Here is a 20,216-nt window from a genome sequence, read left to right as displayed (position 1 = left end):
GCACCTCCCCCGCGGGGCCCCGGCACCCCGCCCTGGCCCCCGCAAGGAGGGTTTAGGGGGGGGGGCGCGGGGGCGGGCCCGCCCCCCCCCCCCCAGGCCCGCAGGCTCAAGGAGCCCGAGGCGATGAGCATCGTCGCCTTCGAGCGCGGCGACTTCACGTCGTACTCCGCCTGCGGCATCCCGTACTGGGTGAGCGGCGACGTGGAGGGCCCCGACGCCCTCATCGCCCGTACGCCCGAGGAGCACCGGGCCCGTTCCATCGATCTGCGCACCCGCACCGAGGTGACGGAGATCGATGTCGCCGGGCACCGTGTACGGGCGCTGGACCGGGACAGCGGCGAGACCTACTGGACGGGCTACGACAAGCTGGTGCTCGCCACGGGTGCCCGGCCGGTGCGCCCCGGTCTGCCCGGGATCGACGCGCCGGGCGTCCACGGCGTGCAGACCCTGGGCGACGGCGAGGCGCTCCTGAAGTCGCTGGACCGGGCCCGGGGGCGCCGGGCGGTCGTCATCGGCGCGGGCTACATCGGCGTCGAGATGGCCGAGGCGATGCTCAAGCGCGGCTTCCAGGTGACGGTGCTCAACCGCGGCGCGCAGCCGATGGCGACGCTCGATCCGGACATGGGACGGCTGGTCCACGACGCGATGGACGGGCTGGGCATCACCACGGTCAACGGCGCCGCGGTCACCCGGATCCACACCGGCCCGGACGGCCGGGCGACGGCGGTCGTCACGGACGGGGGGACCTACCCCGCGGACGTCGTCGTGCTCGGCATCGGTGTGGAGCCGGAGACCGCCCTGGCCCGGGAGGCCGGTCTGCCGCTGGGACCGCACGGCGGCCTCCTGACGGACCTGTCGATGCGGGTGGTGGGGCAGGACGACATCTGGGCGGGCGGGGACTGTGTCGAGGTCCTGGACCTGGTCGCCGGCCGCACCCGGCACATCGCGCTCGGCACCCACGCCAACAAGCACGGCCAGATCATCGGGTCCAACGTCGGCGGCGGCTACGGCACGTTCCCCGGCGTCGTGGGTACGGCGGTGAGCAAGGTCTGCGACCTGGAGATCGCCAGGACCGGGCTGCGGGAGAAGGACGCGCGTTCGGTGGGCCTGCGCTACGTCACGGCGACGATCGAGTCGACGGGGCGTGCCGGCTACTACCCGGGTGCGAAGCCGATGACGGTGAAGATGCTGGCGGAGTACCGCACGGGCCGGCTCCTGGGCGTACAGATCGTGGGCCGTGAGGGGGCCGCGAAGCGGGTGGACGTCGCGGCGGTGGCGCTGACCGCCGGGATGACGGTGGAGGCGATGACGGCCCTCGACCTCGGCTACGCCCCGCCGTTCTCCCCGGTCTGGGACCCGGTCCTGGTGGCCGCCCGCAAGGCCGTGACGGCGGTGCGGGCGGCCGGAGGCTGATCGCGGACGGACCTCAGCGCGCCGTCTGCTGGTGCACGTACTCGACGAGGCGCGTCAGGGCGTCCGGCGGTGTGGTCGGCATGACGCCGTGTCCGAGGTTGAAGATGTGGCCGTCGAGGCCCGCGGCGGCGTCGAGCACCTCACGGGTCTTCGCCTGCACCGCCTCGGTCGGCGCGAACAGCACCGCCGGGTCCAGATTGCCCTGGAGCGCCTTGCCGGGGCCGACCCGGCGGGCGCCCTCGTCCATCGGGACGCGCCAGTCCACCCCGACGACGTCCGCTCCGGCCTCGCCCATCAGGCCGAGCAGTTCGCCGGTGCCGACGCCGAAGTGGATGCGCGGGACGCCGTACGACGCGACGGCGTCGAAGACCTTCGCGGAGGCCGGCATCACGGAGCGGCGGTAGTCGGCCGGGGCCAGGGCGCCCACCCAGGAGTCGAAGAGCTGGACGGCGGACGCACCGGCCTCGATCTGGACCTTCAGGAACGCACCGGTGATCTCCGCGAGCCGGTCGAGCAGGGCCGCCCAGAGCTCCGGCTCGCCGTACATCATGGCCTTGGTGCGCTCGTGGTTGCGGGACGGGCCGCCCTCCACGAGGTAGCTCGCAAGAGTGAACGGCGCACCGGCGAATCCGATCAGCGGCGTGGCGCCGAGCTCCGCGGTGAGCATCCCGATGGCCTCGGTGACGTACGGGACGTCCTCGGGGGTGAGGTCGCGCAGCCGGGCCAGGTCGGCGCGGGTGCGGATCGGCTCGGCGATCACCGGGCCCACGCCGGGCTTGATGTCGAGGTCGATGCCGATGGCCTTGAGCGGTACGACGATGTCGCTGAAGTAGATCGCGGCGTCGACCTTGTGACGGCGCACGGGCTGCAGCGTGATCTCGGTGACCAGCTCCGGCATCATGCAGGAGTCGAGCATCGCGATGCCCTCGCGGACCTTCAGGTACTCGGGCAGCGAGCGTCCCGCCTGGCGCATGAACCAGACCGGGGTGTGCGGCACGGGCTCGCGGCGGCAGGCCTTGAGGAACGCCGATTCACGGGTGGCGGGATTCGTCCGCAGGCCCGACGAGGGGCCCTCCCCGGATCGGGCCGGGCTGGACTCTCGGGGAAGGTCGTTGGCACTCACGCACAGAATCTTCGCACGGAGCGGCAACGAGCCGGACGTCGCATGGGTGTCCCTCCCTGCACGGCGCTCCGGTTCCGCCTACGCTTCCCCGCATGGCTCCGGCTCAGGGACAATTTTCCGATCATTCCGATGGCACTGACAGCGAGGAGGGCGCGGACGGCGACACCGTCCCGCTCGCGTTCCGGTCGGCGGTCGACGCGCTGCGTTCCGCCCGCCTTCGCCCCGAACTGGAGGTCGAGCCCACACGGCCGCCGCAGCGGCTCGCCCCGCACGCGTACGCCGTGGAGGCCGCCGTCGTGGAGGGCGAGGACGATCTCGCCGACGGCCGCCTGGTCCTCCTGCACGATCCGGCCGGACACGACGCCTGGCAGGGCACGTTCCGCCTGGTGACGCTCGTACGGGCCGAGCTGGAACCGGAGATGGCGGCCGACCCGCTGCTGCCCGAGGTGTGCTGGTCGTGGCTCACGGGTGCGCTGGAGGCCCGCGGCCTCTCGTACGGGGAGGCCGGCGGGACGGTGACGCGTGCCGGCTCGCACTACTTCGGCGCGCTGTCCGCGCGCCGCCCCGCCACGCAGATCGAGATCCGGGCCTCGTGGACACCGCGTGGGGGACACGGCGGGGTGCCGGACATGGGGGCCCATCTGGTTGCCTGGGGCGATCTGCTCTGCCAGCTCGCGGGCCTGCCGCCGTCGGGTACGGCCGACGCGGCGGTGGTGACGCTGCCCCAGCGGCGTGGCCCCCGGACGCCATAACGCTGCGTCATCTTTACGGAGAGCCGGTCGCACACGGACCGGCTCTCTTTTCGTACAATCGATCGCCCGTCCTATTTGCCCGAATTGTTACTCACTAAATCGTGATCTTCCTCTAAAGGAGGACGCGCCTGCTGCCGAAGAGGTCAATGACCCTTCAAGCACGGTTCGCCCCGGCTTCACCCCCGAGCCGGCCCCGTCCCGCCACTCCCCCCAGGAGGCCTGGTGTCCGTTCTCCTCGAGCAGCCCGCAAGCCTGGTCGCCTACCGCCCGAACAAGCCGACGGCCATGGTCGTCGTGGCCGACCCGCGCGTCCGTTCCACCGTCACCCGCCATCTGTGGGCACTCGGAGTTCGTGACGTCATCGAGGCGTCGTCCATCGCGGAGGCCCGCCCCCGCGTCGGCAACCCACGCGACATCTGTGTTGCCGACGTCCACCTGCCCGACGGTTCCGGGCTGACCCTGCTGTCCGAGACCCGAGCCGCCGGCTGGCCGAACGGCCTCGCCCTCTCCGCCGCCGATGACATCGGCGCGGTACGCAATGCCCTCGCGGGCGGCGTGAAGGGCTATGTCGTCACCGGCACCCGCACCAACATCGGCCACCCGACCCGTCCCGGCGTCGCCCCGATCGGCGCCAACGCAGCCCGCATGCACCGCAGGCCTCCCGGCTCCCCGAGCCACCCGGGCGGCTACCGCGAACTCTCCGGCCGTGAGGTGGAGGTGCTCCGCCTGGTCGCCGAAGGCCAGTCCAACAAGGCCATCGGCGTCTCGATGGGCCTCTCCGCCCTCACCGTCAAGAGCCACCTCGCCCGTATCGCCCGCAAGCTCGGCACCGGGGACCGCGCCGGGATGGTCGCCGTTGCCCTGCGTACGGGCATCATCCACTGACCCCCTCAGGACCTGCCGACACCTGCGCGGACGCGTAACCGGCCGGTTTACGCGCATGGCCGCCCGTCGACGGAACGTTCCGTCGACGGGCGGCGCACATACACAGATACCCTTGGCCTGTGACCGACGCCCAAGAGACCGCAGAAGACACCTCACTGCGAACCACCGGGGGCGCTCCCCCGGCCGACGTCGCCCCGGCGCCGATCCCCTTGCTCGAACCGCGCGAGGGCATCCCGCCCGTGGTGGCGTCCGACGACGCGCTGGCCCAGGTGATCGCGGACTTCGCCGCGGGCACCGGTCCCGTCGCCGTGGACGCCGAGCGCGCCTCGGGCTATCGATACGGGCAGCGCGCCTACCTCGTGCAGCTGCGCCGCGAGGGCGCGGGAAGCGCGCTGATCGACCCGGTCGGCTGCCCCGACCTGTCCGGACTCGGCGAGGCCCTCACGGGCACCGAGTGGATCCTGCACGCCGCCACCCAGGACCTGCCCTGCCTGCGCGACATAGGCATGACCCCCACCTCGCTCTTCGACACGGAGCTCGCCGGACGGCTCGCGGGATTCCCGCGCGTCGGCCTGGGCGCCATAGTCGAGAACGTCCTCGGTTACGCGCTGGAGAAGGGCCACTCCGCGGTCGACTGGTCGACCCGCCCCCTGCCCGACCCCTGGCTGCGCTACGCCGCACTCGATGTCGAGCTGCTGGTGGACCTGCGCGACGCCCTGGAAGAGGAGCTGGACCGGCAGGGCAAGCTGGAGTGGGCGCTGGAGGAGTTCGCCGCGATCGCCTCGGCACCCCCCGCTCCCCCGCGCAAGGACCCGTGGCGTCGGACCTCCGGCATGCACAAGGTGCGCCGCCGCCGCCAGATCGCGGTCGTACGCGAGCTGTGGACCGCCCGTGACCAGGTGGCGCAGCGCCGCGACATCTCGCCCGGCAAGGTGCTCGGCGACGCGGCGATCATCGAGGCCGCCCTGGCACTCCCGGCGAACGTGCACGCGCTCACCGCGCTGCCCGGCTTCGGGCACCGCATGGGGCGCCGTCAGCTGGAGCAGTGGCAGGCAGCCGTGGACCGGGCCAAGGAGCTGCCGGAGTCGGAGCTGCCGCAGCCCGGCCAGCAGCCGGCGGGGCCGCCGCCGCCCCGCTCCTGGGCGGACAAGGACCCGGCCGCCGCGGCCCGGCTGTCGGCGGCCCGCACCGCCGTGTCGGAGCTCGCCGAGCGGCTGAACATGCCGCAGGAGAACCTGATCACCCCGGACACGGTGCGCCGGGTCTGCTGGGAGCCGCCCAAGGTCCTGACCCCGGACACGGTGGAGACCGCGCTGGCCGGGCACGGGGCACGCCACTGGCAGATCGAGCAGGTCGGCCCCCTGCTGCTGCGGGCCCTGGACACGAGCGCCTGAGACATCCCGAACACGCGTACGCCCCTCTGTCGGAGCAGGCAGGGGGGCGTACGCGTGTCGCGCCCACCCGGTGGTCCTCCTCGTCGAGGAGGATCGAATTCACGCCAGTTCACCGCTCTCGCCGCGTGTGACCTTCACCGCTCCGGCGGTGGGGGGTGGGCAGTCTGGTTACCCGCAAGTAGCATGAGGGGCGTGGTGCGCCGATGTGCGCGCCCGCAGCAGTGCCACCCCGCACCCTGGAGGAGAGCCACCGTGCCTCGTACCATCCGGGACGTCGTCTTCGTCGACGGCGTCCGCACCCCGTTCGGCAAAGCGGGCCCGAAGGGCATCTACCACGAGACCCGCGCCGACGATCTCGTCGTGAAGGCCATCCGGGAGCTGCTGCGCCGCAACCCGGACCTGGACCCCGCCAAGATCGACGAGGTCGCCATCGCCGCGACCACGCAGATCGGCGACCAGGGCCTCACCCTCGGGCGTACCGCCGGAATCCTGGCCGGTCTGCCGCAGTCGGTACCCGGTTACTCCATCGACCGCATGTGCGCGGGCGCCCTGACCGCCGTCACCTCGACGGCCGGTTCCATCGCCTTCGGCGCGTACGACGTCGTCATCGCCGGTGGTGTCGAGCACATGGGCCGCCACCCGATGGGCGAGGGCGTGGACCCCAACCCGCGCCTCGTGTCGGAGAAGCTGGTCGACGAGTCCGCCCTCTTCATGGGGATGACCGCGGAGAACCTGCACGACAGGTACCCCTCGATCACCAAGCAGCGCGCCGACGAGTACGCGGTCCGTTCGCAGGAGAAGGCCGCCAAGGCGTACGCCAACGGCAAGATCCAGCAGGACCTGGTGCCGGTCTCCGTGCGCCGCACCAACGCCGAGGCCGGGGAGACGGGCTGGGGCCTGGTCACCGCCGACGAGCCGATGCGCCCGGGCACCACGCTGGAGTCCCTGGCCGGTCTGAAGACCCCGTTCCGCGCCCACGGCCGCGTGACGGCCGGCAACGCCGCGGGTCTCAACGACGGCGCCACGGCGTCGCTCCTCGCGTCCGAGGAGACCGCCCGCGAGCTGGGCCTCCCGGTCAGGATGCGCCTCGTGTCGTACGCCTTCGCCGGTGTGGAGCCGGAGGTCATGGGCTACGGTCCGATCCCGGCGACGGAGAAGGCCCTGGCCAAGGCCGGTCTCTCCATCGACGACATCGGTCTCTTCGAGATCAACGAGGCCTTCGCCGTGCAGGTGCTCGCCTTCCTGGAGCACTACGGCATCGCCGACGACGACCGGCGCGTCAACCAGTACGGCGGCGCGATCGCCTACGGCCACCCGCTGGCCTCCTCCGGCGTCCGCCTGATGACTCAGCTGGCCCGCCAGTTCGAGGAGCAGCCGGAGGTCCGCTACGGCCTGACGACGATGTGCGTCGGCTTCGGCATGGGCGCCACGGTCGTCTGGGAGAACCCGCACTTCGAGAACGCAGCCGGAGGCAACAAGTGAGCACCACCACCACTGAGCTTCTGAAGGGTGCGGCCGAGCTGTTCCCCGGCGAGGTCGTCACGCAGGCGCACGTACGCCACCTCGACCTGCCCGGCGGTGCGGGCCGTTTCGCCCTCATCACGCTGGACAACGGCCTCGACCACACCAAGCCGACCACCATCGGCCCCCAGTCGCTGGCGAACCTGAACGCCGCCGTCGACCAGGTCGAGAAGGAGGCCGCCGAGGGCGCGATCGTCGGTGCCGGTGTCACCGGCAAGCCGTTCATCTTCGCGGTCGGCGCCGATCTCAAGGGCGTCGAGCTCCTCAAGAACCACTCGGACGCGCTGGCCATCGGCAAGGGCGGCCACGACGTGTTCCGCCGGCTGTCCGGCCTCGCGGTCCCGACGTTCGCGTACTACAACGGCGCGGCCATGGGCGGCGGTGTGGAGATCGGTCTGCACTGCTCGTACCGCACCGTCTCCACCGCGATCCCCGCGTTCTCGCTGCCCGAGGTCTTCCTCGGTCTGGTTCCCGGCTGGGGCGGCTGCGCGCTGCTCCCCAACCTGGTCGGCGCCGACCGTGCGGTCTCGGTGATCATCGAGAACTCGCTGAACCAGAACCGCCAGCTCAAGGGCGCGCAGGTCTTCGAGCTCGGGATCGCCGACGCGATCTTCGAGGGCGCGGACTTCCTGGAGCAGTCGCTGATCTGGACCGCGTCCGTCCTCAAGGGCGAGATCGCGGTCGAGCGCCCCGAGGTCGACCGCGGTGATGCCTGGGACCAGGCCGTCGCCCGCGGCAAGGCGATCGCCGACTCCAAGGTGCACGGGGCGGCCCCGGCCGCGTACCGCGCGCTGGAAATCATCGCCGCGGCCAAGGACGGCGACCTGAGCGCCGGGTTCGACGCCGAGGACCAGGCCCTCGCGGACCTGATCATGGGCGGCGAGCTGCGCTCCGGCATCTACTCCTTCAACCTGGTCCAGAAGCGCGCCAAGCGCCCGGCCGGCGCCCCGGACAAGTCCCTGGCCCGTCCGGTCACCAAGGTCGGCGTCGTGGGCGCGGGCCTGATGGCCAGCCAGCTCGCGCTGCTCTTCCTGCGCCGCCTGGAGGTCCCGGTCGTCCTCACGGACATCGACCAGGAGCGCGTGGACAAGGGCGTGGGCTATGTCCAGGCCGAGATCGACAAGCTGCTCGGCAAGGGCCGTATCAACCAGGACAAGGCCAACCGCCTCAAGGCCCTGGTCTCCGGTGTGCTGGACAAGGCGGAGGGCTTCTCCGACGCCGACTTCATCATCGAGGCCGTCTTCGAGGAGATCGGGGTCAAGCAGCAGGTGTTCGCGGAGGTCGAGGCGGTCGCCCCGGCGCACGCGATCCTCGCCACGAACACCTCGTCCCTCTCGGTCACCGAGATGGCGTCGAAGCTGAAGAACCCCGAGCGGGTCGTCGGCTTCCACTTCTTCAACCCGGTCGCGATCCTCCCGCTCCTGGAGATCGTCCGCGGTGAGCAGACCGACGACGCCTCGCTGGCCACGGCCTTCGGCGTCGCCCGCAAGCTGAAGAAGACCGCGGTCCTGGTGAAGGACGCCCCGGCGTTCGTCGTCAACCGCATCCTCACCCGTTTCATGGGCGAGATCCAGAACATCATCGACGAGGGCACCCCCGTCGCGACGGCGGAGAAGGCCATCGAGCCCCTCGGCCTGCCGATGTCCCCGCTGGTGCTGCTGGAGCTGGTCGGCCCGGCCATCGGGCTGCACGTCTCCGAGACCCTGAACCGTGCCTTCCCGGAGCGCTTCACGGTCTCCGGGAACCTCGCGGCGGTCGTCAAGGCCGGCAAGCGCGGCTTCTACGTCTACGACTCCGGCAAGCCGGAGCTGGACCCGGAGGTCGCCGCCCTCCTCGAGCAGGGCGACACCGTCCTGACGGAGGACCAGGTCCGTGACCGCGTCCTGGACGCGGTGGCGCAGGAGATCGGCCTCATGCTGGCCGAGGGCGTCGTGGCCGAGCCCCAGGACATCGACCTCTGCCTGATCACCGGCGCGGGCTGGCCCTTCCACCTGGGCGGCATCACGCCGTACCTGGACCGTGAGGGCGTCTCGGAGCGGGTCAACGGGAAGCGGTTCCTGGCCCCGGGCGTGGCGAGCGTCCCGGCGTAGCACGAGCCGTGGACGGGCCGCACGGGCATCTGCCCGTGCGGCCCGTTCGCGTTGCGGGCCCGCCGGGAGCGGCCGTCTCCGCGGCAGCCGGCCTCGTCGTCCGGGTCGGCACACACCCGTTCACCGCGTTGGCTCGGAGCCGGTGAACCGCACGGTGGGTGCGTGGACATGACCCGGCGAAGGTGCGAGGGCCACCGGTGCGGGGAAGGACGAGCGCACCGGTGACGTCCCGTCGAGGTAGCGGTCCATGCCGGACCTGTCGGCGTCGGGCTGCTCCCTGCCGTTGACGGCGAACCCGAGGCGCGGCGCCATGCCGTCGATGAGGAAGTTGATCAATCCCATGAGCACGGGGACGTTCCGCCGGGTCACCTGGGTATGACCGGGAATGAAGGGGGAGTCGCTGAAGATGAAGTTGAAGTTCTCGTAGCCGCCGAAAAGACCGAGGTAGGGCTCCACCTGCACCGGGTACTGCTCGTCCTGCGGGGAGGACAGCACGTAGATGTTGGCATCGCGGTTCACCTCTGCGCGTGCCAGGTCGGGGATCACGTTGTCGAGGACGTGGACGTTGGTCTCCGTGACCTGTCCCATCATGTACTCGGCGACCTTCGGATGCTTTCCCAGGTAGGTGCCGATCCGGAACTGAGGGACGATCGACACGATGTTGCGGAATCCGTACTTCAGGCCGAAGTAGAGGGCCGCGCTGCCGCCCTTGGAGCTGCCCCACATGGTGCACCGGTCCGGTGTGAGGCCCAGTGAGTTCATCACGTTCGATATCAGGGTGACGACGGACCGTTCCAGGTCGAAGTCCATCCCCTTGCAGAGGTAGTAACTGTTGTGGCCGTCGAACTGGTCCCGTATCCAGAGGATGTTCGACCGGAGACCGCCGAAGGCCCCGTTCGACCACCCGTAGTCATCGGGAGCGGCGATCTCGGCGAAGACCACCACCAGATGCCGGTTCCCCTTCTTCGCGTGGGAGAAGCGGAACTGGACCGGGTACGTCCCGGAGGTCTCGATGCCGCTGAACGGGCCCCTGCCTGAAACTGCTACGGACATGGTGCGGGATGTCTCCGATCTTGTGAGCGCGGGCAGCCACGCCGGTCGCGAGGCAGAACGCATGGGAGGGGGAGGCGCGGCTCGCACGGAGCCCGACATTCCTCGCACGCATGCTCGACCCGCTGTCTATAGTGCTACGCACCACCGACATCGGACCGGCTCCTCCCCCCACCCGGGTCCAGCCCGCCCACAGCCCTACCGGGCCGCGAGATCAAGGGACTCGAACAGGATGAGCCACGACGCCGTAGCCCCGGGCCCCAGCGCCTCACGACGGGCGGACCCACCGAAGCTGGGCCGGGAGAAGGAACCCGGGCGCCGCCGCGGCCTCAAGATCACGCTCGGGGTACTGGTCGTCCTCCTGCTCGCCGGTGGCGGCACCGCGTACTGGATGTACCAGGACCTCGACGGCAACATCAGGGGCGTCGACATCGACAGGGCGCTCGGTGAGGAGCGTCCCGAGAAGCTCCCCACCACAGGGCAGAACCTGCTCGTCCTCGGTTCCGACTCGCGCGCCGGGACGGAGAACAAGGATCTGGGCGGGGGCGGCGACGTCGGCGGGGCACGGTCCGACACCACCATGGTGGTGCACATACCCGAGGGCCGGTCCGAGGCCGTCGCCGTGTCCGTCCCCCGCGACACCCTCGTGACCCGGCCGCGGTGCACGACGTCAGGCGGCTCGGAACTGCCCGAGAAGAAGCGCGAGATGTTCAACGCCGTGTACGCCCTCGCGGGCCCGGCCTGCGTGGTCAAGACCGTCGAGAAGATGTCCGGGGTCCGCATCGACCACTACCTGGAGATCGATTTCGCCGGGTTCAAGGACCTGGTCGACGCGATAGGCGGCGTCACCGTCGACGTCGAGGAACCCATCCACGACAAGGCGTCCGGGCTCGATCTGACGGCGGGTGAGCACAAGCTGGACGGCACGGAGTCGCTGGCCTTCGTGCGGACCCGGAAGAGCGTGGGCGACGGGAGTGACCTGGGCCGGATCGGGCTCCAGCAGCAGTTCCTGATGGCGCTGCTGAAGGAGATCAAGTCGCAGGACCTGCTCAGCAGTCCGGCGACCGCCTACAGGATCGCCGGCTCCGCGACCAAGTCGCTGACGACCGACGAGGGGCTCGCGTCACTGACCTCGCTCAGCGAGTTCGCCCGCTCGATGAACGGCGTCGATCCCTCCTCGATGGAGACGATCATGCTGCCGGTCGCCTACGACACGCAGGACCCGAACCGAGTGGTGGCCTCGGAACCGCAGGCCGCCGACCTCTGGAAGGCCATCCGGACGGACGGCACGATTCCCGAGTCCGCCAAGAAGTCCCCGGCCACCGGCGGCTGACCTGGCGTCCTCCGGGGACGCCAGGTCAGCCGCCCGTCAACGAGCCTTCGCCATACGGCTGTTCCTGCGCCCGTAGGCGAAGTAGATGATCACGCCGAGCAGCATCCAGATCCCGAACCGCAGCCAGGTCTCCGCCGGCAGGTTCAGCATCAGCCAGACCGAGGCGGCCACCGAGACGATCGGAAGCAGCGGCACCCACGGGGTACGGAAGGCCCGGTGGAGGTCGGGACGGGTGCGGCGCAGGACGATGACGCCGAGGGCCACGACCACGAACGCGAAGAGCGTACCGATGTTCACCAGGGTCGCCAGCTCGTTGATGCTCGTGAAGCCGGCCACGATCGCGATGACCACGCCGAGCAGGACCGTCGGGCGGTACGGGGTGTGGAAGCGCGGGTGGGTCACCGAGAAGAACCTCGGGAGCAGCCCGTCACGGCTCATCGCGAAGAACACCCGGGTCTGGCCGAGCAGCAGGATCATGCAGACCGTGGTGAGACCGACCGCGGCGCCGAAGCTGATGACGCCGGCGTAGAAGGGGTGTCCGACGGCCTTGAACGCGTCCGCGAGCGGGGCGCTGACGGAAAGCTCGGAGTAGTGCTGCATGCCGGTGACGACGACCGACACGGCGACGTAGAGCAGGGTGCAGATGACGAGCGACGCGAGGATGCCGCGCGGCATGTCGCGCTGCGGCAGCTTGGTCTCCTCCGCCGCGGTGGCCACGACGTCGAAGCCGATGAAGGCGAAGAAGACGATGGACGCCGCGGTGAAGATGCCCATGATGCCGAAGTTGGTCGGTTCGTAGCCGAAGATCAGCTGGACCAGCGGTGCGTCCATGCCCGACCCCGCGGGCTGCTTCTCCGCCTCGGGGATGAAGGGCGAGTAGTTGGACGCCTTGATGAAGAACGCCCCGGCGATGATCACGATACCCACGACCGCGAGCTTGATGATGACGACGACCGTGGTCACCCGGGCGGAGAGCTTCATCCCGAGCACCAGGATCGCGGTCAGGACCAGCACCAGGACGAACGCCAGGACGTCGAAGCCGAAGCCGCTCGCCACGTCCGGCCCGGAGAGCGCGTCGGGCATCGACCAGCCGACGTTGTCCAGGAGCGAGCGGACGTAGCCGGACCAGCCGACCGCCACCACCGCGGTGCCCAGGGCGAATTCCAGCACCAGGTCCCAGCCGATGATCCAGGCCACCAGCTCGCCCAGAGAGGCGTACGAGAAGGTGTACGCCGATCCGGCCACCGGGACGGTGGAGGCGAACTCGGCGTAGCACAGTGCCGCGAGCGCACAGACCACACCCGCCGCGACGAACGCAAGGGCCGTGGCGGGGCCCGCTGTCTCCTTGGCGACCTTGCCCGTGAGGACGAAGATTCCGGTGCCGATGATGACACCCACTCCGAAGACCGTGAGGTCCACCGCGGAGAGGGACTTCTTGAGGGCGTGCTCCGGTTCTTCGGTATCGCGGATGGACTGTTCGACCGTCTTGGTCCTGAACAGTCCCTTCCCGCTGGGGGGCGTGTCCTGCTGCGTGCTCACCGGCGTACCTCCACGCACTCGTCGTGCACGCCATGATTCGGACCCGGCACCCCCCGCACGCTCCTTACACCTCTCTTTCACGCGAATGGGCCGGTCGCACCACCCGTGTGGGGTGGGCGGCCGGCCCATGCGCGTGCGGCGGATCAGTCGCGGACGGGCTGCTCCACGGCGTGGCTCTCGTACCGTCCGTCGAGCTTGGCGACCAGGCCGGTGACCTGGCGGGCGATGTCCGGCGCGGTCAGTCCGATCTCGGCCAGGACCTCGCCGCGCGAGGCGTGGTCGAGGAAGACCGGCGGGATGCCGAAGTCACGCAGGGGTACGTCGACGTCGGCGTCGCGCAGCGCCTGGGCGACGGCGGAGCCGACACCGCCGGCCCTGCTGTTGTCCTCGACGGTGACGACGACCCGGTGCTCCGCGGCGAGCGGGGCGAGCGCCTCGTCGACGGGCTTGACCCAGCGCGGGTCCACCACGGTCGTGGAGATGCCCTGGGCGTCCAGCAGGGCTGCGATCTCCAGGCACATCGGGGCGAGGGCGCCGACGGAGACCAGGAGCACGTCCGGCTGGTCCGCACCCGCCGTACGCAGGATGTCCATGCCGCCCGCGGTGCCCACGGCCTTGACCGCGGGGCCGACCGCGCCCTTGGAGAAACGGACGACGGTGGGCGCATCGTCGACGGCGACGGCCTCGCGCAGCTGGGCGCGGACCTGGTCGGCGTCGCGCGGGGCGGCGATGCGCAGGGTCGGCACGCACTGCAGGATCGACATGTCCCACATGCCGTTGTGCGAGGCACCGTCCGTGCCCGTGACTCCGGCCCGGTCCAGGACGAAGGTGACCCCGCACCTGTGCAGGGCCACGTCCATCAGGACCTGGTCGAAGGCGCGGTTCAGGAAGGTCGCGTAGACCGCGAAGACGGGGTGCAGGCCGCCGGTGGCCAGGCCCGCCGCGGAGACCGCGGCGTGCTGCTCGGCGATCCCCACGTCGTAGATCCGGTCCGGGAAGGCCTCCTCGAACTTCCCGAGGCCGACGGGCTGGAGCATGGCCGCCGTGATGGCGACGATGTCCTCGCGCTCATGGCCCAGCTTGACCATCTCCTCGCCGAAGACCGAGGTCCAGTCCAGGCCGGAGGTGGAGATGGGCAGGCCGGTGTCCGGGTGGATCTTGCCGACCGCGTGGAAACGGTCCGCCTCGTCCTGGAGGGCGGGGGTGTAACCGCGCCCCTTCTCGGTCAGGCAGTGCACGATGACCGGGCCGCCGAAGCGCTTGGCCCGCTGGAGCGCGGATTCCAGGGCCTCGATGTCGTGGCCGTCGATGGGGCCGACGTACTTCAGGCCGAGGTCCTCGAACATGCCCTGCGGGGCGATGAAGTCCTTGAGGCCCTTCTTGGCGCCGTGCAGGGTCTCGTAGAGCGGCCTGCCGACGACCGGAGTGCGCTCCAGGAGGTCCTTGCCACGGGCCAGGAACCGCTCGTACCCGTCCGTGGTGCGGAGGGTGGCGAGGTGGTTCGCGAGGCCGCCGATGGTCGGGGCGTACGAGCGCTCGTTGTCGTTGACGACGATGACGAGGGGGCGGTCCTTGGCGGCGGCGATGTTGTTCAGCGCCTCCCAGGCCATACCGCCGGTGAGGGCCCCGTCACCGATGACCGCGACGACGTGGTCGTCCTTCTTCAGGATCTCGTTGGCCTTGGCGAGGCCGTCGGCCCAGCCGAGCACCGTCGAGGCGTGCGAGTTCTCGATGACGTCGTGCTCGGACTCCGCGCGGGACGGGTATCCGGAGAGTCCGCCCTTGCTCTTGAGCTTCGAGAAGTCCTGCCGGCCGGTGAGCAGCTTGTGCACATAGCTCTGGTGGCCGGTGTCGAAGAGGACCTTGTCCTGCGGGGACTCGAAGACCCGGTGCAGGGCGATGGTCAGCTCGACCACGCCCAGGTTCGGGCCCAGGTGACCGCCGGTCTTGGCCACCTCCTCGACGAGGAAGGTACGGATCTCGCCGGCGAGCTGGTCGAGCTGCTCGAGGCCGAGCCGGTCCAGGTCGCGCGGTCCCCTGATGCGGGTCAGCAGGTCCACCCGTGCCTCCTTGCGTGTGAGCGTGTCGATCCGATGAGTCTAGTGTTCCCCCGGCGGCGCCGGTCAGCGGGCGGCACATTCCGTCGCGCCGCACCGGGCCGCGCCGGACGCGCAGGTGCCCGGCATCTCGGAGGATGCCGGGCACATGTGCGCAGGTACGACGGTCAGGCGCGGCCCGCGGTCTTCTGCGTCTTACGGGTGATGGAGTCGATGACGACCGTGATGAGAAGAACAGCACCGGTGATCATGTAGTTGATCGGTGTGGCGATGCCTTCCAGCGCCAGGCCGTACTGGATCGAGACGATCACCATGACGCCGAGCAGTGCGTTCCAGGTGCGTCCCCGGCCACCGAAGAGGCTGGTACCGCCGATGACGGCCGCGGCGATGACGTTCATCAGGAGGTCACCGGCGCCGGAGCCCTGGTTGGCCGCCGCGATCTTGGAAGCCCAGAACAGGCCGCCGACGGCCGCGAAGGTGCCGGCGATGGCGAAGACCGAGACGCGGATCGCGGTGACGTTGATGCCCGCGCGGCGGGACGCCTCGACGCTGCCTCCGAGCGCGAAGATCTTGCGCCCGTAGGACGTGCGGCGCAGGACGAAGTCCGTACCGACCAGGACGATCAGGAAGAGGACCAGGGCCAGCGGGAGACCGCGGTACTGGTTGAACATGAACGCCGCGCCGAAGGCGAACACCGTGAGGACGACGGTGCGGATCACGATGTCGACCAGCGGCCGCGAGGGGATGCCGGCGGCCTCCCGCCGGCGGGTGTCCAGGAACGCGGAGAGGAAGTAGCCGATCACCGCGACGGCGGCGAGGCCGTAGGCGGCGGCGACGTCCGAGAAGTAGTACGTGGTCAGGCTGCCGACCACGCCGTCGCTGTCCAGGTTGATCGTTCCCGTGTCACCGAGCAGCTGGAGCATGAACCCCAGCCAGAACAGCAGGCCGGCGAGGGTGACGGCGAACGCCGGGGCGCCGATCCGGGCGAAGAAGAAGCCGTGGATGGCCCCGATGACAGCGCCGCTGACGATGGCGACGAGTATGGCGAGCCACTCGTTCATGCCGTGCGTGACACTGAGCACGGCGACGACGGCGCCCGAGACACCACTGACCGAGCCGACCGACAGGTCGATCTCGCCGAGCAGCAGCACGAAGATGATGCCGACGGCCATCATGCCGGTGGCCACCATCGTCACGGCGATGTCGCTGATGTTCTTCGCCGAGAGGAACTCGGAGTTCAGGCTCTGGAAGACCACGCCGATGATGATCAGGCCGATGACCACGGGGATCGAGCCGAGGTCACCCCCGCGCATCTTGCGCTTGAACTCGGTGAGGTAGCCGGCGAGGCCCTGCTCACGCACCAGGAGCCGGGGGTCGACCACGGTGTCGGCGCCCTTGGCGGCCTCCGGGTTGACCACTGCGGTGGACGTCTTGTCGGTAGTCACTTCTGGGCCTCCGCGTTGCGCGCCGCACGACGGGTCACGGCGTTCTCCGTGGCGCCCGTGATGGCGGAGATGATCTCTTCCTGCGAGGTGGTCTTCACGTCGAAGACACCGTTGTTCCGGCCCAGCCGGAGCACGGCGACCTTGTCGGCGACGGCCTTCACATCGGCCATGTTGTGGCTGATGAGGATGACCGCGTGGCCTCGCTCACGCAGCCGCTCGACGAGGTCGAGGACCTGCGCGGTCTGCTCGACCCCGAGTGCGGCGGTGGGCTCGTCGAGGATGACGAGCTTGGGCTCGCCCAGCATGGAGCGGGCGATGGCGACGGTCTGGCGCTGACCGCCGGAGAGCGACGCGATCGGGATGCGGACGCTGGGGATGCGGATCGACAGCGTGCTGAGGAGCTCGCGGGATCGGCGCTCCATCTCGACCTCGTCGAGGATTCCGAACTTGCGGAGCTCCCGGCCGAGGTAGAGGTTGCCGACGACATCGATGTTGTCGCAGAGCGCGAGGTCCTGGTAGACGGTCGCGATCCCCAGGTTCTGAGCATCGTGCGGCTTGTTGATCTGGACCGCTCGGCCGTCCCACTCGATGACTCCGTCATCGATGGGGTGCACCCCTGCGATCGTCTTGACCAGCGTTGATTTACCGGCGCCGTTGTCACCCACCAGGGCGACCACCTCACCGGCGTGGACCTCAAGCTCTACGTCGGTGAGCGCCTGGACGGCACCGAATCGCTTGGAGACCCCTCGCAACGCCAACACGGGCGTAGCGGACACGTGAACCATCTCCTTCGCCGCCTGACCCGGCGGGGATACCGCGCCTGGGGGAAGGCGCGGTGGTTTGAGCAGAAGTATGAAAAGGGAGGGGACGAAGCGTTCCGTCCGGCGCCCCGCCCGGCAGCGGGACAGTTGGTGGGCGAGGCACCGGACAGGCTTCGTGCAGCGGGCCGGGCGGGACCGGCCGGGGTGGCCGGTCCCGCCGCGCGGCCTACTTGAGTCCGGCGGCGGTGCAGTCGTCCTTGTACTTGGCCGTGCAGATCTCGTCGAGCGTGTAGATGCCGTCCTTGATGACGGTGTCCTTGATGTTGTCCTTGGTCAGCGAGACGACCGGGACGAGCACGGTGGCGATGCCCTTCGTGCCGGCGTTGTCGACCTTGGACGTCGCGATGCCGTCGAGCTTCTCGCCCTTGGCGAGTGCGACGGCCATCTCCGCGGCGACGATGCCCTCCTGCGGGTAGGGCTTGTAGACGCTCATGAACTGCTCACCGGTGATGATGCGCTGGACACCGGCGAGTTCGGCGTCCTGGCCGGTGACCGGCGGGAGCTTGGAGACACCGGCGGACTTGAGGGCCTGGATGATGCCACCCGCCATGCCGTCGTTGGCGGAGTAGACGCCGGCGATCTTGTCCTTGCCGAGGGCCGTGATCGCGCCCTCCATGTTGGCGTTGGCGTTCTCCGGCTTCCACTCCTTGGTGTCGTACTCCTTGCCGTACGTCACCTTGCCGTCGAGGACCGACTTGGCGCCCTTCTTGAAGAGCGCGGCGTTCGGGTCGGTGATCGCGCCGTTCATCATCACGACGGTGGGCTTGGCGGCGTCGCCCAGGGCCTCCAGCAGGGCCGTGCCCTGCACGCGGCCGACCTCTTCGTTGTCGAAGGAGGTGTAGGCGTCGATCGGGCCCTCGGCGAGGCGGTCGAAGGCGACGACGGGGATGCCCTCGTCCTTGGCCTTCTTCACGCTGTTCTCGATGGCCTTGGAGTCGACGGCGTCGATGATGAGCGCGTCGACCTTGTTCGTGATCATGGTGTCGACCTGCTGCGCCTGCAGCGTGGCGTCCTGCTTGGCGTTGGCGTAGACGACCTCCGCCTTGCCCCCGGTCAGCTCGCCGACCTTCTTCTCGATGATCGGCTTGTCGAACTTCTCGTAACGGGCCGTGACGTTCTCGGGGAGAAGCAGACCGATCTTGAGGTCGTCGCCCTTCTTGGCCGACTCCGAGCTGGTCTTGTCGCCGGACTCTTTGGCGCTCCCGCAAGCGGCAAGAGACACAGCCATGGTGGTGGCGGCGACGGCAACGGCGGCACGACGCATACGCGTGTTCATTTCGAACCTCCCTGACGAGGCCGCGACGTTGCGGCCGAGGTGGCTGGAAGTCAACTCGGCCGCAGAGGCGGCGTCAAGGAGTAAATACTTAACGAGATGACAACGGTGCCATTCGTTATCTAAGTGAAGGCAGGAGTGGCGGACGGAAGGGTGCTCTCCAAAAGGGTTGAATCCCCCATCTCGCTGAGCACGAGGGCCAGAGCACCCAGCACCTCGGCCCGCCCCCCGAGCGCTCCGGGGAGCACCGAGAGCTGCCGCGCGGCGCTGGGGATGGCGTAGCGCGAGACCGAGTCACGGATGGGTGCCAGCACCAACTCGCCCGCCTCCGCGAGGGATCCGCCGAGCACCACCCGGCTCGGGTTGAGCAGGTTGCACAGGTTCGCGACCCCGCTGCCGATGTGCCGGCCGACGTCCCCGATGACCCGACGACAGCCCGGATCACCCTCGCGGGCCAGCTGGACCATCCGCTCCATGGTGAGATCGGCCCCGTGGCTGGGCTTCAGTAGCGGCAGGACGTACCGGGCGGCGGTGAAGGTCTCCAGGCAGCCGCGGTTGCCGCAGCGGCAGACAGGGCCCGCCTCGTCGAGCGTGATGTGGCCGATCTCGCCGGCCGTGCCGCCCGGGCCCCGGTAGATGTGCCCGTCGATCACCAGACCGGCGCCGACACCGCTGGCGACCTTGATGTAGGCGAGGTCCTTGACCCCCCTCCCGCTGCCCCAGACGAGCTCCCCGAGCGCTCCGAGGTTGGCGTCGTTGTCCACGTACACCGGCACACCGAGACGGCCGGCGAGCTCCTGGCCGGGATTGATGCCCGTCCAGCCCGGGAGGATCGAGGTGGAGCCCAGCGTGCCGGATTCGACGTCGATGGGGCCCGGTACGCCGAGGCCGACGCCGATCACCTTCCCGGGGCTGATGCCGGTGGTCTCGATCAGGCGGTTGACCAGCTGTTCCGCCCGGCCGAACCCCTGCGCCGACGAGGCGTCCACATCGAGCGGCTCGGACTCCTCGGCCAGCACCTGGTGGGCCAGGTTGCCGATGGCCACCCGGAGGTGCGTATGCCCGAAGTCCACCCCTATGACGATGCCCGCGTCCCCGCTCAGGGAGACGCTCCTGGCCCGGCGCCCGCCCGCCGAGGTGGGGGTCACCTCGACCGTGCCGCTCTCCTTGAGTTCGCGGACGATGTTGGAGACAGTGGCTGCGGAGAGACCGGTGCTCCTGGCGATCTCGGCCTGGGTCAGGGACCCCGCCATCCTTACGGCACGTACGACCCGCTCAAGGTTGGCCCGATGCAGAGATGTCTGCGACCCCGGAGTCTCCATCGACTCACTCACTCCTGCCGTTTTCTCCAACATGTGAACCCTAAGCTGAGCGTTTTGGGGTGCCCCCCGTCAAGACCTTGAGCAGCCGCAGACTCCGATGAGCATGGCGCCTCCACAACCGGACAGCGACGAAAACGGTGGAAAGCACAGGAAAACACCCCCCGGCCGGTGACCGAGGGGTGGTTCCTGGCCCCGAGG

15 protein-coding genes are annotated in these 20,216 nt (G+C 69.8%); 7 read left to right on the top strand and 8 right to left on the bottom strand.

Going from position 1 to position 20,216, the window contains the following annotated elements; translation table 11 throughout:
- Positions 1 to 1,413: FAD-dependent oxidoreductase (locus ABT001_RS32585; protein WP_502967560.1), on the top strand; the 1,413-nt coding region annotated here is incomplete at its 5' end.
- A 13-nt stretch (positions 1,414 to 1,426) separates the two neighbouring features.
- Here ABT001_RS32585 and hemE read toward each other — a convergent pair.
- A complete protein-coding gene (gene hemE, locus ABT001_RS32580) occupies positions 1,427 to 2,470 on the bottom strand; it encodes a uroporphyrinogen decarboxylase (protein ID WP_351284967.1) in 1,044 nt (347 codons plus the stop codon).
- Between the two features lie 158 nt (positions 2,471 to 2,628).
- On the opposite strand from hemE, the gene ABT001_RS32575 reads away from it, so the two are divergent.
- The 5 genes from ABT001_RS32575 (at position 2,629) to ABT001_RS32555 (ending at position 9,178) form a co-directional block, all read left to right on the top strand.
- Entirely contained in the window at positions 2,629 to 3,288 is a 660-nt protein-coding gene (locus tag ABT001_RS32575; protein ID WP_351284966.1) for a DUF3000 domain-containing protein, read from the top strand.
- Positions 3,289 to 3,510: 222 nt separating this feature from the next.
- Entirely contained in the window at positions 3,511 to 4,173 is a 663-nt protein-coding gene (locus ABT001_RS32570) for a helix-turn-helix transcriptional regulator (RefSeq protein WP_033300087.1), read from the top strand.
- 119 nt (positions 4,174 to 4,292) lie between these two features.
- The gene (locus tag ABT001_RS32565) at positions 4,293 to 5,567 is read left to right on the top strand and encodes an HRDC domain-containing protein (RefSeq protein ID WP_351284965.1); all 1,275 of its coding nucleotides are present in this window, start codon (positions 4,293 to 4,295) and stop codon (positions 5,565 to 5,567) included.
- Positions 5,568 to 5,819: 252 nt separating this feature from the next.
- Positions 5,820 to 7,049 carry a thiolase family protein gene (locus ABT001_RS32560; protein WP_351284964.1) on the top strand — a complete coding sequence of 410 codons (1,230 nt, stop codon included), beginning with the start codon at positions 5,820 to 5,822 and terminating at the stop codon, positions 7,047 to 7,049.
- Entirely contained in the window at positions 7,046 to 9,178 is a 2,133-nt protein-coding gene (locus ABT001_RS32555; protein ID WP_351284963.1) for a 3-hydroxyacyl-CoA dehydrogenase NAD-binding domain-containing protein, read from the top strand. The genes ABT001_RS32560 and ABT001_RS32555 overlap by 4 nt, the downstream gene beginning before the upstream one ends.
- 120 nt (positions 9,179 to 9,298) lie before the next feature.
- On the opposite strand, the gene ABT001_RS32550 is transcribed toward ABT001_RS32555, so the two are convergent.
- On the bottom strand, positions 9,299 to 10,231 hold the full coding sequence (locus ABT001_RS32550) for a hypothetical protein (protein WP_351284961.1): 933 nt from the start codon (positions 10,229 to 10,231) through the stop codon (positions 9,299 to 9,301).
- A 229-nt stretch (positions 10,232 to 10,460) separates the two neighbouring features.
- Here ABT001_RS32550 and ABT001_RS32545 point away from each other — a divergent pair, with 229 nt between their 5' ends.
- Positions 10,461 to 11,561 (top strand): LCP family protein, encoded by a 1,101-nt coding sequence (locus tag ABT001_RS32545; protein ID WP_351284960.1) that lies wholly within the window; start codon positions 10,461 to 10,463, stop codon positions 11,559 to 11,561.
- A 36-nt stretch (positions 11,562 to 11,597) separates the two neighbouring features.
- On the opposite strand, the gene ABT001_RS32540 is transcribed toward ABT001_RS32545, so the two are convergent.
- The 6 genes from ABT001_RS32540 to ABT001_RS32515 all read right to left on the bottom strand — a co-directional run bounded on the left by ABT001_RS32540 (position 11,598) and on the right by ABT001_RS32515 (position 20,018).
- Positions 11,598 to 13,100 (bottom strand): amino acid permease, encoded by a 1,503-nt coding sequence (locus ABT001_RS32540; protein WP_351284958.1) that lies wholly within the window; start codon positions 13,098 to 13,100, stop codon positions 11,598 to 11,600.
- Positions 13,101 to 13,243: 143 nt separating this feature from the next.
- Positions 13,244 to 15,160 carry a 1-deoxy-D-xylulose-5-phosphate synthase gene (dxs, locus tag ABT001_RS32535; protein ID WP_351284956.1) on the bottom strand — a complete coding sequence of 639 codons (1,917 nt, stop codon included), beginning with the start codon at positions 15,158 to 15,160 and terminating at the stop codon, positions 13,244 to 13,246.
- A gap of 164 nt (positions 15,161 to 15,324) precedes the next feature.
- Positions 15,325 to 16,602: a sugar ABC transporter permease gene (locus ABT001_RS32530; protein ID WP_351284954.1), complete on the bottom strand. Its 1,278-nt coding sequence runs from the start codon at positions 16,600 to 16,602 to the stop codon at positions 15,325 to 15,327.
- On the bottom strand, positions 16,599 to 17,387 hold the full coding sequence (locus tag ABT001_RS32525; protein ID WP_014153351.1) for an ATP-binding cassette domain-containing protein: 789 nt from the start codon (positions 17,385 to 17,387) through the stop codon (positions 16,599 to 16,601). The genes ABT001_RS32530 and ABT001_RS32525 overlap by 4 nt, the downstream gene beginning before the upstream one ends.
- A 202-nt stretch (positions 17,388 to 17,589) precedes the next feature.
- Complete coding sequence (locus ABT001_RS32520) at positions 17,590 to 18,699, bottom strand: sugar ABC transporter substrate-binding protein (RefSeq protein WP_351284952.1); 1,110 nt, start codon at positions 18,697 to 18,699, stop codon at positions 17,590 to 17,592.
- A gap of 119 nt (positions 18,700 to 18,818) precedes the next feature.
- Complete coding sequence (locus tag ABT001_RS32515; protein ID WP_351284950.1) at positions 18,819 to 20,018, bottom strand: ROK family transcriptional regulator; 1,200 nt, start codon at positions 20,016 to 20,018, stop codon at positions 18,819 to 18,821.
- Between the last annotated feature and the right edge of the window lie 198 nt (positions 20,019 to 20,216).

This window comes from Streptomyces sp. NPDC002793, from assembly GCF_040295485.1.
Lineage (GTDB): Bacteria > Actinomycetota > Actinomycetes > Streptomycetales > Streptomycetaceae > Streptomyces.
This window is presented reverse-complemented; position numbering and strand designations above follow the sequence as displayed.